9 protein-coding genes are annotated in these 12630 nt (G+C 66.7%); 4 read left to right on the plus strand and 5 right to left on the minus strand.

From position 1 onward, the window contains the following. Positions 1–353: 353 nt before the first annotated feature. From C2L80_RS11375 to C2L80_RS11385, 3 genes are all read right to left on the minus strand, one after another. Positions 354–1079: a uracil-DNA glycosylase gene (locus C2L80_RS11375; RefSeq protein ID WP_239938951.1), complete on the minus strand. Its 726-nt coding sequence runs from the start codon at positions 1077–1079 to the stop codon at positions 354–356. A gap of 24 nt (positions 1080–1103) precedes the next feature. Next, positions 1104–2525, minus strand: coding sequence for an alanine racemase (gene alr, locus C2L80_RS11380; RefSeq protein ID WP_103263234.1), 1422 nt, complete (start codon positions 2523–2525; stop codon positions 1104–1106). Between the two features lie 748 nt (positions 2526–3273). Beyond that, positions 3274–4806: a helix-turn-helix transcriptional regulator gene (locus tag C2L80_RS11385; RefSeq protein WP_087195564.1), complete on the minus strand. Its 1533-nt coding sequence runs from the start codon at positions 4804–4806 to the stop codon at positions 3274–3276. Positions 4807–5005: 199 nt separating this feature from the next. Between C2L80_RS11385 and C2L80_RS11390 the strand changes: the two genes are divergently transcribed. The 4 genes from C2L80_RS11390 (at position 5006) to C2L80_RS11405 (ending at position 9837) form a co-directional block, all read left to right on the plus strand. Beyond that, complete coding sequence (locus C2L80_RS11390; RefSeq protein ID WP_087195563.1) at positions 5006–7456, plus strand: DMSO/selenate family reductase complex A subunit; 2451 nt, start codon at positions 5006–5008, stop codon at positions 7454–7456. 15 nt (positions 7457–7471) lie between these two features. After that, a complete protein-coding gene (locus tag C2L80_RS11395; protein WP_087195562.1) occupies positions 7472–8113 on the plus strand; it encodes a 4Fe-4S dicluster domain-containing protein in 642 nt (213 codons plus the stop codon). Between the two features lie 243 nt (positions 8114–8356). Continuing rightward, entirely contained in the window at positions 8357–8986 is a 630-nt protein-coding gene (locus C2L80_RS11400; RefSeq protein ID WP_087195561.1) for a 4Fe-4S dicluster domain-containing protein, read from the plus strand. Continuing rightward, a complete protein-coding gene (locus tag C2L80_RS11405; protein WP_087195560.1) occupies positions 8983–9837 on the plus strand; it encodes a dimethyl sulfoxide reductase anchor subunit family protein in 855 nt (284 codons plus the stop codon). Before C2L80_RS11400 ends, C2L80_RS11405 begins: the two co-directional genes overlap by 4 nt. Positions 9838–10257: 420 nt before the next feature. Here C2L80_RS11405 and C2L80_RS11410 read toward each other — a convergent pair whose 3' ends face one another. Continuing rightward, positions 10258–10740: a MogA/MoaB family molybdenum cofactor biosynthesis protein gene (locus C2L80_RS11410; protein ID WP_087195559.1), complete on the minus strand. Its 483-nt coding sequence runs from the start codon at positions 10738–10740 to the stop codon at positions 10258–10260. A gap of 9 nt (positions 10741–10749) precedes the next feature. Further along, complete coding sequence (locus C2L80_RS11415) at positions 10750–12006, minus strand: molybdopterin molybdotransferase MoeA (protein ID WP_087195558.1); 1257 nt, start codon at positions 12004–12006, stop codon at positions 10750–10752. Positions 12007–12630 lie beyond the last annotated feature (624 nt).

Raw genomic sequence — 12630 nt, forward strand, 5'->3', positions numbered from 1 at the left:
GTACCGGGAGGGGAGGCTGAAGGCGTTCGACGAGGGAGGGCGCAAGGTGTACGATACGATAGCCGGCCGCAGGAGGCGGCTGGGGCTGGCCGCCTAGGCCGTCCGGAAAAACGTCCGCACCCCCAAAGGACTCGCTAACGAAAGAAACCTTTCGTTAGCGAGTCCTGCGGAAAGCCGACAGATCGGCAGCCCCGCGATGCAGTGGCGTGACAGAGGGCGGGGATGATGTCACATTCCGAAGAGCGATAAAGCATCGTAAGTCTTTCGGGAATGTGACATCATCCCCGTCCCCCTGTCACGCCCCCATCACGCTCTCACGTCCCCGTCACCCTCGGCACGGTTGCAACCGGCCCCTACAGCAGATGCGGCTGCTCAACGTGCGAAGCGGGATCGGGCCGAGGCTCCGTCTGCGCCGCACCGGCACCCGCGCCCGCCGGGGTCGCAGACGCGCCAACGGTTCCCGGGCCCGCCGGAGCCGCAGCCGCACCACCCGTCTGCGCGCTCGCCGCCGCAGCGTCGCTTTCCCGCAGAGGCTGGCCGAGCGTGGCGAAGTCGTTCTCCAACGCCTCGCGCTTGGAGCCGTCGTAGAGCGCGGCGGCCGGATGGAAGATGGGGAACACCTTGAAGCGCCCTGCGCGCTGCAAGGTGCCGTGCAGCCGCGTGATGCCGATCTCGGTCTTCAGGATGAACTTCGTGGAGAAGTTCCCCAGCGTCACGATGAACTCCGGGTCGATGGTGCGCGTCTGCTCGCGCAGATACGGCGTGCACAGCTCTATCTCCTCGGGGCGCGGATCGCGGTTTCCCGGAGACCGGCACTTCAGCACGTTCGCGATGAACACGTCTTCGCGGCGCAACCCCGCGATGGCCAAAAGCTCGTTGAGGTACTTGCCCGCCGCCCCCACGAACGGCTCGCCCTGCAAGTCCTCGTTCTTCCCAGGCGCCTCGCCCACGATTAGCACGCGCGCGGAGGGATTGCCCACCCCGAACACGGTCTGCGTGCGCCCGTCGGCCAGCGGGCACCGGCGGCACCCCTCCACCTGCGCGCGGATCTCCTCCAAGGGGATATGCGGTTTCGGCATGTCCAGCCTCCTCCTTCGTGCGACCTACACGTACAGCCGGGGCATCCGGTGCGAGAATCCGATCGCCAGCTCGTAGTTGATGGTTCCCAGCGCGCTCGCCATGTCGTCGAGCGTGATCATGGCGTCGCCGTCGCGCCCCACGAGCAGCACTTCGTCGCCGATCTGCGGATCGAGCCGCCGCCGCGTGCCGTACACGCGCAGATCAACCTCGAACATGCACTGATCCATGCAGATGCTGCCCACCTGACGGCACCGCTGGCCCTTCAAGATGACGTCCGTCCGGCCCGACAGCCCGCGGCGCAGCCCATCGGCGTAACCCACGGGCACGGTGCATATCTTCACGCTGCCGGGACTGCGGTAGTTCATGCCGTAGCTCACACCCTCGCTCATGGGCACAGTGCGCACGTCGGTGATGCGCGCATGCACGCTCATGGCGGGCCGCAGGTCGACAAGCGGCCTCGTCACAGACGAGGGCTGCAAGCCGTACATCCCGATGCCAAGGCGCACCATGTCGAAGTGCACATCCGGATAGCGGATGGCGGCGGCGGTGTTGGACGCATGCACGATGCCGGGATCGAAACCAGCCGCCCGCAGCGCCGTGACGGCCTCGATGAAGCGCTTCGCCTGAATCTGGAAGTCCAGCGTCTCGGCGCTGTCTGCCGTGGCGAAGTGGGTGAACGTGCCCACGAGGTCGAGGGCGCGATGGAAGCTCACCTGGCCCATGAACTCCACCACCTCGTCGTGGCGCACGCCGATGCGGTTCATGCCCGTGTTCACCGCCAGATGATATGGCGCGCGCAACCCGAACGAATCTGCCGTCTCGGCGTATTGGATGGCGAAATCGGGCGTGTAGACGCTCGGCATCACTTTGTAGGCTAAAAGCAGGGGAATGGAAGCAGCCGGAGGCTGCGACAGCACGAGGATGGGAGCGTTCACCAGGCCCTCGCGCAACTGAATGGCCTCGTCGACAGTGGCGACGCCCAGGTAGTCGGCCCCGGAGTTGAGCGCAGTCTTGGCAACGCGCACCGCACCGTGGCCGTACGCGTCGGCCTTCACCACGGCCATGATCCGCACGCCGCTCTCGATGCGCTGGCGAATGGACGCCACGTTGTGGCGGATGGCGTTCAGATCGACCTCCGTCCACGCCCAACGGCGGTCGGCGGCCGAGATCATGCGCAGCTTTTCGGGATCGAACTGCGCGGCGCCGCCCTCGGGACGCGCATGATCGCGCGCATACTGGAACGCGCCCTGCGCCCCATTGCCGAACGCAGCAGCGCCGGCCTCGTAGGCGCTGGGAACCGCCGTCGTCGCACGCGGTCGTGCGCCGAACGCGCCGGGGCCGTCCAGCGGCGGGTGTCCGCCCATCGCGTCGCGCGCCGAGACGAAGCCCTCGGGCTTGCGCTGCGAGAAACCGGTGAATCCGTTGGGGAGCTCTTGTGCCGTCATGCTGTGCGCCTTTCCTGTTGGAACGCGCATCAGTATAGCACTCGGGCGCGCCCCGCAGCGCCGGGACGCGCTCCGCGCACAGCGCGCATGCGGAAAAGAGGGTGGCCGCGGCAGACCTGCGACGATTCGCATCCCGCAAGCGCTCGGCATGCGCCCTGCCGCGCACGCCGACGCGCGTCAGCGGCGCCTTGGGCAGGCAAAAGCGGCGACCGCCCGGCCGGTCGGCACGGAAGACCTTCAAGCGTCCGATCCCGACGTCCGATTGCGCCTCCCAGCCCCAAAAGCGGCTCCTCGCCCTTTCGCACGCGCGCGAGCGACGAACGTCGAACAACCTTCTTGCCCTCGAACGCGGAACCTCGCCCCTTCATGCACGCGCGAGTGCCGAAAATGGCCACGGAACCGCGTTCTGGCACGGATCGCGGCCCTGCCGGCCCCCTTTCGCCGCCAAGCCTCGCCGAAACCCCAGGTCGCGCAAATCGACCGGGCGGTCGCGCCCCGATTTCGGACCGGTTCCGTGCCAGAACGCGGTTCCGTGGCCATTTTCGCGCCGTTTTCCCGCACGACGCACGGTATGCGCCGCATGCCGTACGGCGCACGCCGCGAAGCCCCTCCCCGTCGCGACTGGATCCACCCCGCTTCCGACCCGACCATCCGGGGAATCGCCTCCCATCCGCACACCGCACGCTGCACACCGCACGACGTACGACATGCGCCGCGCGCCTCACACCGCACGCCGCGAAGCCCCGCCTCACTCGCTCAGCATATCGAGCAGCTCCTGGCGCTTGTGGATGTCGAGCTTCGTGTAGATGTGCTTCGCATGGGTGCGCACGGTGTTCTCGCTGATGACCAGGCGCTCGGCGATGCTCGCCATGCTGTTTCCGCGTGCGATGAGCTCCATGACCTCCGTCTCGCGCGACGACAGCCCGTACTCCTCCTGCAGCCGGCGGCACTGCTTGGACGTGCGGTCACGAATGGCTCCGGCATCTTCGGAGGCCGACGGGCGGTTGCGCCGCCGTTTCGGCGCGGGCCTCGCGGACGCGGCGGCCCCGCCCGCCCCCACCGCAGACGGCAAGAACTCGATGGGATCGACCGACGTCGCCCCTTTCGACGCAAGCGGCTTGAACAACGTGCCCGTGGCCGCAAGCAACGTGAGGCCGAGCACCCAGCTCGACACCATGGCCACGAAGAACAACCACTCGCGCCCATCCGCCGACACGAACTCGCTCGTCCAGCCCAACAGAAAGCCCACGCTCTGCATGAGGTAAGCCACGCCGCCGAAGAATCCGTAGATGAACACGGGGTTGATGCCGCGGTCGCGCGACACCTGCGCGCACTGCATCATCATAAGCATCTGCACGAGCGAGAACACCAGATACGTGAAGCCGGCGAACAGGTTGAGGTAGCCCGCCCCCAGAAACGGCAGCAGCAGAAATCCGGTGACGACCAGCGGATACACCACGCGAAACACCGATGTCAGCCCGAAGCGGAAGCTCATACGATGCCACAGCACCAAAAGCACCACCGCCGATGCGAACGAACCCACCATGGAAGCGCCGTTCACCACCGCGGCGATCTCCTCGTGCAAGACCGCGATACCGCGAATCACGCCGCTTGCGAACGCGAGCGACCCCACGCACAGCGCGCTGCGCCAGTAGTCGGCCACCACCTGGCGGTACACGCGCGGATGCTGGCGCGGCACATCCTCGAACATGGGCTGGTCCACCTGCATCTCGCGCACCGACAACGCGATGCACAAGCCGCACAGCGGCACGAACACGAGCGGCACGAGAAAGGCCGTCAACGCGATGGGGACGAGATACAGCCCGAAGTAGATGAGCGGCGCGATGGCCGTGCCCACGGCAAGCCTCAGGTTGCCCGCAGCCGGAGGAAGCGACGCGAAGTAACGCTGCCACAGCATGAACAAACCCGCGCTTCCCGTGCCTAAAAGCACGCCGCCGCCCGCCACCAGCGCAAGCGCCGCCGTCGCCACGTACATGGCCGCGATGAGGCATGCCGATCCGCCGAACACGAGCAGCGCGCTCAGCGACACGAGCATGCGCCGCGCGCCATGCGGAAACAGATACGCCCCCAGCATGCTCGCCACGAACGTCCCGCCGAACGCAAGCGCCTGGGCCAAGAAGAACGTGAGCGTGACCTCCGCGGTTTGGAACTCAAGCGGCAGAAACGGGAACACGCCGCCCCAGATGGACGTGGCGTTCACCGTGAGAAAGCACGCATAGCCCCAACTCGACACGTGCGTGCGCGCGCCCGTCTGCGTCATCCCGCTCTCACCCCCTCTGCCGTCGCATTGGCAGCATGGTAGCATACCCACAATGGCGAACCGAGCAGGTTTTCATTGAAGCCAAAGGATCGACCTGGGGTTTTTCCCTTAAATCACATGCACGGTGTGATTCGCCGGCCGCGCAATTCCGATAGTTTTGATCATGGCGAGAGGAACAACCGAACCAAAGGAGGGAACCATGACCGCACGCGAATCGGCGCTGTCGCGCCGCACGTTCGTCAAAGGGTCGCTCGCAGGACTTGCGCTTGCCGGGGCGTCCGGCTCCGCGCTCTACGGATGCGCGCCGCAAAGCCAGAAAGACAGCGCGAACGGCGCAGCCGACGCGCCCGCCGACCAGATCGCCTGGAGCCAGTGCAATGTGAACTGCGGCGGAAACTGCGTCTTCCAGTGGCACAGCCGCGATGGCAAGATCGTCTACATGGAGTCCGACAACACCGGCGACGACGCCCTGCAGGCCCGCGCCTGCCTGCGCGGCCGCTCCATGCGCCGCTGGATCAACCATCCCGACCGCCTGACGAAGCCCATGAAGCGCGTTGGCAAGCGCGGCGAGGGCAAGTTCGAGGAGATCAGCTGGGACGAGGCCATCGACACCATCGCCAGCGAGCTCAAGCGCGTCATCGACACGTACGGCAACGAGGCCATCTACGTGAACTACGCCACCGGCATGTACTCGTGCACGGGCAAGCAGCCTGGGCTGCGTCTGCTGGGAATGCTGGGAGGCTACGTCAACCAGGCATACGATTACTCGACGAACATGCTGTCGGCCGCCATGCCGTTCATGTACGGCAATGACAAGGAGAAGGGCAGCGTCTTCGGCCCCTACGACGCCTTGAACGCCTCCTCGTTCTCGGAGGCCGAGCGCGCCTCCGACCTCGTGGTGATGTTCGGTAACAGCCCCGCCGAAACCCGCATGGGCGGCGCGAACGCGGTGTGGGACTTCGCCCGCGTGCGCGAGGCCGTCACGAAGCGCGGCGGACGCATCGTCAACATCGACTACCGCCTCAACGAGAGCTCTTCAGGTCATCCCGACGAGTGGCTGCCCATCCGCCCCGGCACCGATGCCGCCCTGGCAAGCGCCATCGCGCACGAATGGGTGGTGAACGACCAAATCGACCTCGAATTCCTGCACACCTATTGCGTGGGCTACGACGAGGAGACGATGCCCGAGAGCGCCAAGGGGCAGAACAAGTCCTATCGCGCCTACCTCATGGGCGAGGGCTACGACATGGTGGAGAAGACCCCCGAATGGGCCGCCCCCATCACGCAGATTCCCGCCGACACCATCCGCGCGCTCGCAGACGAGATCGCAGCAGCCGAGGCCCCGTTCATCGCGCAGGGCTGGGGGCCGCAGCGTCACACCAACGGCGAGGACACCTGCCGCGCCATCTGCATGCTGCCCATCCTCATCGGCAAGATCGGCCTTCCGGGCACGAACACCGGACAGCGCGAGGCATGCCCGTCCGTCAGCCTCGTCGGCGGCCTTCCGTTCGAGAACCCGGTGAAGACGGCCATCCCCGTGTACCAATGGGTGAACGCCGTCGATCACGGCCACGAGATGACCGCCACCAACGCCGGCATCAGCGGCGCCGACAAGCTTTCGAGCGACATCAAGCTCATCTGGAACTACGCGGGCAACTGCCTGACGAACCAGCACGGCGATATCAACTACACCCACGACGTGCTGACCGACGAAAACAAATGCGAGTTCATCTTGGTGTGGGACACCGTGATGACCGACTCGGCCAAATACGCCGACATCCTGCTTCCCGACGCCATGCGCTCCGAACAGCTGAACATGCAGACGCAAGGTTACACCGAGTACTACACGGCCGTCGTGGTGGGCGGTCCGGCTCAGGAGCCGCCTGGCGAGTGCCGCTCCAGCTACGATGTGTGCGCGGACATCGCCGACAAGTTCGGTATGAAGGACGCCTTCACCGAAGGCAAGACGCAAGAGCAATGGATCCAAGAGCTCTACGAAGCCGGCGCGGAAGCCGACGGCGACATGCCCAGCTGGGACGAGATCCGCGAGCAGGGCGTGTACAAGCGCACCCTCGATCCGGTCATCGGGCTCGAAGCGTTCCGCACCGATCCCGCAAAGAACCCGCTTGGAACCCCGTCCGGCAAGATCGAGATCTACTCCGAACAGCTGGCCGACATCGCCGCCACATGGGAGTTGGAAGACGACGAGGTCATCAACCCCATCCCCGTGTTCACGCCGGGCTTCCAAGGGTACGGCAGCGTAACCGACGAGTACCCGCTGTACTGCGCGGGCTTCCACCACAAGAGCCGCACGCACTCGTCGTTCGGCTTCATCGAGGAGCTTGAGCAGGTGGCACGCCAGCAGCTGTGGATGAACCCGCTCGACGCCGAGCCGCGCGGCATCGCCGACGGCGACACGGTGGCCGTGAAAAGCCCCGCCGGCGAGATCCGCATCGAAGCGAAGGTGACGCCGCGCATCGTCCCCGGCACCATCGGCATCCCGCAGGGCGCGTGGCACAACGCCGACATGGACGGCGACCGCGTGGACACGGGCGCGTGCGTGAACACGCTCACCACGTACAAGCCCACGCCGCTCGCGAAGGGCAACGGCCCGGCGCATTCCATCATCGCCCAGGTCACGAAGGCTTAAAAGGGGGAAGACGACATGACCCAGTACGGATTCTACTTCGACAGCACGCGCTGCACGGGCTGCCGCACCTGCGAGATGGCGTGCAAGGACTACAAGAACCTGCCGCAAACCATCGCCTACCGCCACGTCTACGATTACGAAGGGGGCGCCTGGACCGACGCCGGCGACGGCACGTACACGTCCGACGCGTTCGCCTACCACGTATCGCTGGGCTGCCAGCACTGCGCGATGCCCGCTTGCATGGCCAAGTGCCCGTCGGGCGCCATCTCCAAAGACACCGACACGGGACTCGTGCTCATCGACGAGGAGAAGTGCACGGGCGTGGGCGCATGCGTGGAGACGTGCCCCTACAACGTGCCCGTCCTCGACGAGGAGGCGAAGAAGGGCGTGAAGTGCGACGGCTGCGCCGAGCGCGTGAGCGCAGGGCTGAAGCCCATCTGCGTGGAGGCGTGCCCGCTGCGCGCCCTCGAGTTCGGCGACATCGAAGAGCTGCGCGCCGCCCACGAGGGCACGGTGGCCGGCATCGCGCCGATGCCCTCGCCCGACGAGACAACGCCCTCCATCGCCATCCTGCCCTGCCCCGCCGCGAAGGAGCCCGGCGATGCGACCGGTGCCATCGCCAACGGAAAAGAGGTGACGGGGGTTCCGGCCGCGTAGGCCGTGCCGCACCGTCGCGCCGCGTCGGGGGCTCACGCGCCCGACGCGGCCCCGCCGCCATGAGCCCTCGCAAAGAAAGGGGCGCACGACGGCGGGAAAGCGAGCGGCGGCTTCGCGAAAGCCCTCCTCCGGCTTGCGCGCCCCTCGCGAGGCCGCGAAACCGCGGAGCGCTTTGAGAACAGGACGCTCCGACCTCTCTCAATGCGCTACAATGCACCCTGCCACCATCACGAAAGCGATGCCATGCCACGGGGATTCTTCTTCGACAACACGCGCTGCACCGGATGCCGTACCTGCGTCCTTGCCTGCAAGGACTACCGCGACCACGGCACGGGCGACGCGTTTCGCATGGTGATCGACTACGAAGGCGGCTCATGGTCGCAGCAAGACGGCGAAGGCGGCGTCTTCGCCCACAACGTGTTTGCCTACCACATCTCACTTGCGTGCAATCACTGCAACAGCCCCGCATGCGCGCAGGTATGCCCCACCGGCGCCATGCACAAAGACGAGCTGGATTTGGTGTGGCCCGACGCGGGCAAGTGCATCGGCTGCGGATACTGCACCATGGCCTGTCCCTACCACGCGCCGCGCATCGACGCACGGCTCAAGCGCTCCAGCAAATGCGACGGATGCCGCGACCGCGTGGCGCAAGGCGCGCGGCCCATCTGCGTGGAGGCGTGCCCGTTGCGCGCTCTCGACTTCGGCGCGGCCTTCGAGCTGCACGAGCGCCACCCCGATGCCGTGCGCTCCATCATGCCGCTGCCGGACGAAAGCGCGACCAGCCCGAACCTCTACATCCTGCCCTCTCCCGCTGCGCTCGCAGCCGAGGACGGCGGAGGACGCATCGTCAACCGGGGGGAGATCGGCTTATGACGAGCGGATTCGACGCGTTCTCGCTCGCGCTGTTCACCACGCTCGCCCCGGCCGGCGTGGTGGCGTTCATCGCGCTTGCGCTCGCACGGCTTGGCGTCCCCGGTCGCGAAGCCGCCGTGCGGCTCGACCGCATGGTGGCGCTTCCGTTCTCCATTGCGCTCGTTGGGTTCATCGCCTCGGCCACGCACCTCGGCACGCCCGCCAACGCGCTGCACGTGTTCTCGGGCGTCGGGCGCTCGCCGCTCTCAAACGAGGTGTTGGCCGCCGTTGCGTTTCTGTTCCTCGCAGGATCGTACTGGATGGCGTCTTTCAAAGAGCGGTTCCCCGACGCGCTCGCACGGCTCTGGCTTTTGCTCGGCATCGGCGCGGGATGCATGCTCGCCGTCTGCACGTCCCTCGCATACGCGGTGCGCACCGTGCCCACCTGGGACACCCCGTTCACGCCGGCGAACCTTGTCCTGGGGGCGCTCTTGGCGGGGCCTGTGCTGGGGCTGCTATGCCTGGGTGCGGCGCGCGTCCGATCGCGCGGACTGGAGGCAGCGCTTGCCATCGTCTCGTTCGGCGCGCTCGCCGCAGGTGCCATCGTTTTGGGAATGCACGCGGAAAGCCTCGGAGGCATTGCGAACAACGAGTTCACGGCCGCCTCGCTCGTGCCGCATTACGAAGCGGCTGTCATCGCGCATTGCGCGCTCGGCGTGCTCGGAGCAGCGGCGGCTGCCTGGTCGATTCGACGCACGCAGCCCGAGCGCCTCGTGATCGTCCTGCGCATCACCGCAAGCATCCTCGCGCTGCTCGCCGTCTTCGTCACGCGCATCGGCTTCTACCATCTCCACATGACCGTGGGATTCTAGCGGCCCTGCCTCACGGCTCGCTCGGCGCTTCTCGGAAAACCCACGAGGCGGCATATCGCCGATCGACGGTCCTAACCCGGCGCGGTTTTCCTTGCGCCCGTTCGTTCCAGGGCTCCGTGCACGCGCGAGCGCCGAAAATGGCCACGGAACCGCGTTCTGGCACGGAATCGGCCCGAGATCGGGGCGCGTCTGCCTGGTCGATTTGCGCGACCTGGGGTTTCGGCGAGGCTTGGCGGCGAAAGGGGGCCGACAGGGCCGCGATCCGTGCCAGAACGCGGTTCCGTGGCCATTTTCGCGCCATTTTCCCGCACGGCGCGCAGTATGCGCCACATGTCGCACGGCACACGCCATGCGGCATCCCGCCCTATCGCAGCCCCAGTCGCCCCTTCCGACTCCTCCGGAAAGGCCTCTTCCGAAGCCTCAGTGCCCGCCGCCGGCCATCATCTTGACAGCATGCGGCAGCGCGGCCACGACACCGTCCCAGTTCTCGCGTGCGGCCTTCTCGCTTCCCGGCAGGTTGATCACGAGGTGGCGCCCCCGCTGCATGCACACGGCGCGCGAGAGCATCGCGTAGGGGGTGATGGTCAGCGAGTGCGCGCGCATGGCCTCGGCGATGCCGGGCACGTTGCGCTCGCATGCGTCCATCGTGGCTTCGGGTGCCACGTCGCGCAGCGAAAGCCCGCTGCCGCCGCAGGTCAGCACCACGTCCACGTCGGCCTCGTCGCATGCGCGCACGATGGCCGACGCGATGAACGGCCGCTCGTCGGGCACCACCACATGGCTTTTGCACTCCCAGCCGTTCTCGGCGATGAGCGCTTCGAGCGCCGCGCCCGCCGTGTCCTCTTTCATGCCGCGCGTGTCGGAGCACGTGACGATGGCGAAGGTGATGGGATTCTCGGACATACGACCCTCCTACAGTACGATTTCCTCGGACACGTCGAGCAGCACGCACTCCACCACGGAACCCGCCGTACGCGATTCCAAACCCTCCGGCAGGATGGCCATGCAGTTGCTGCGCTGGATGGGGCCGAACAGCCCCGAGCTTTGGTTCTTCGCCGGCGTCACCACATAGTCGCCCGCCTCGTCTTTGGAAAGCGTCGAGCGCAAGAAGATGCGGCGGGGGTCCCTCTTCTTCGCGTCGGTCGACAGGCGCGCCTTCACGACGGGCCGCTCGAAGCGCGAGAAGCCCTGCATCTTGCGCAGCGCCGGACGGACGATCATCTCGAAGCCCACGTAAGCCGCCGCCGGGTTGCCGGGAAGGCCGAACACGGGCGTGCCGTCCACGAGGCCGAACGTCTGGGCCTTGCCCGGACGCATGTTCACCGTGGTCATGAGCAGCTGCCCCAGCTCTTCGACGACCGGCTTGATGAAGTCGAAGTCGCCGTTGGATGCGCCGCCGCTCGTCACCACGAAGTCGTACGACGCCGCCGCGTCGCGCACGGCGGCGGCAAGCGCCTCGTGCGTGTCCTCCACGATGGGCAGAACGACGGGCACGGCACCTGCTGCCTGCGCGCAGGCAGCCAACGCGTAGCTGTTCGAGTTGCGGATCTTGCCGGGTGCGGGTACCTCAGTGGGAGCGACCAGCTCCGATCCGATGGCGATCACCGCCACGCGCGGGCGGCGGTACGTCGGCATCTCCGTGATGCCGCAGCTTGCGAGAAAGCCCACGCCGGCCGTGCCGACGACCTCGCCGCGCCCGACCACCACCTCGCCCGCGCGCGCCTCCTCGCCCGCTTCGCGCACGTTCGCGCGCGCGTCCGCGGGCGCGCGAAACGCCACGCGGCTGCCGGGTTTGCCGTCGCCCGACACCGCGTTCACCACCTCGTACTTCACCACGGCGTCCGCATCGGCGGGCAGCGGCGCTCCCGTCATGATGCGCACGCACTGGCCGGCCCCGATGACGCCCTCGAACACGTCGCCCGCCGCCACCTCGGCGATGACGTCCAGTTCCACGGGAGACTCCGGCGACGCCTCGGCTAGCTCGGACGCGCGCACCGCGAACCCGTCCATGGCCGAATGGGCGAACGGGGCGATGTCGATGTCGCTTGCCAGATCGGCCGCGGCCACGCGTCCCACGGCCTCCAGCACGGGCACCGTCTCCACCGGCAGCGGGCGAACGTGCGACAGCACGAGCGCGCGCGCCTCCTCGAGCGAGATCATCTCCGACATAGCCTTCCCTTCCTATCGCGCCCAACGCGCCCATACAACCGGAATATGCACCGTCAAGCATTATACCCCCACCAGAATGAAACCACGCAACTTCCTCCCCCTGACCCCGGGAGAGTCTCCGCATGGGACGCGCATAGCCTACCGCCGCCGGAACATTGCTTGGCCGCTGCGCCGTAATCCCGTCAAACCCCATGACAGGAAGCTCGGCCTCGGCGCAGAACAGCTCGCGAATGAACCCTGCGCGCAAAGGGGCAGGTAGGGGATGTTTCGTTCTCGCACGATATTCGCACGGCTGAATGTCAGCGCAAGTGCAGGCTGCATCGCCGTGTCGCGACATTCAGCCATTCAACCCGACATTCAACCACATTCAACCCAAAAGAGAACCCACGTATCGCTACGGTAATGGATTTGAAAATTTTTCTCCAAATATTACCGTAGCTCGCTCGCACAGCGCTGAAAGGGCCGCAGGAGTCGTTTTCGAGTCCCCTTTAAGCTTCAAAGGGGGTGCGGACAAAAAGTTGGACACTCCGGTGTCCGGATTGGAGTCCGCATGTACCCGTTGGAGACCAGGGAGCTCGCCGTGGAGGCCGTCGCGGCGGGGTTCAGCCTGACCGAGGCGGCCGA

Origin of the sequence: Rubneribacter badeniensis (genome assembly GCF_002899695.1) — a bacterium.
Taxonomy (GTDB): Bacteria; Actinomycetota; Coriobacteriia; order Coriobacteriales; family Eggerthellaceae; genus Rubneribacter; species Rubneribacter badeniensis.

Bases quoted from the DNA above. Each gene is read 5' to 3' on its own strand.
- C2L80_RS11375 (WP_239938951.1), bottom strand. From the start codon at position 1,079: ATGCCGAAACCGCATATCCCCTTGGAGGAGATCCGCGCGCAGGTGGAG.
- alr (WP_103263234.1), bottom strand. From the start codon at position 2,525: ATGACGGCACAAGAGCTCCCCAACGGATTCACCGGTTTCTCGCAGCGC.
- C2L80_RS11385 (WP_087195564.1), bottom strand. From the start codon at position 4,806: ATGACGCAGACGGGCGCGCGCACGCACGTGTCGAGTTGGGGCTATGCG.
- C2L80_RS11390 (WP_087195563.1), top strand. From the start codon at position 5,006: ATGACCGCACGCGAATCGGCGCTGTCGCGCCGCACGTTCGTCAAAGGG.
- C2L80_RS11395 (WP_087195562.1), top strand. From the start codon at position 7,472: ATGACCCAGTACGGATTCTACTTCGACAGCACGCGCTGCACGGGCTGC.
- C2L80_RS11400 (WP_087195561.1), top strand. From the start codon at position 8,357: ATGCCACGGGGATTCTTCTTCGACAACACGCGCTGCACCGGATGCCGT.
- C2L80_RS11405 (WP_087195560.1), top strand. From the start codon at position 8,983: ATGACGAGCGGATTCGACGCGTTCTCGCTCGCGCTGTTCACCACGCTC.
- C2L80_RS11410 (WP_087195559.1), bottom strand. From the start codon at position 10,740: ATGTCCGAGAATCCCATCACCTTCGCCATCGTCACGTGCTCCGACACG.
- C2L80_RS11415 (WP_087195558.1), bottom strand. From the start codon at position 12,006: ATGTCGGAGATGATCTCGCTCGAGGAGGCGCGCGCGCTCGTGCTGTCG.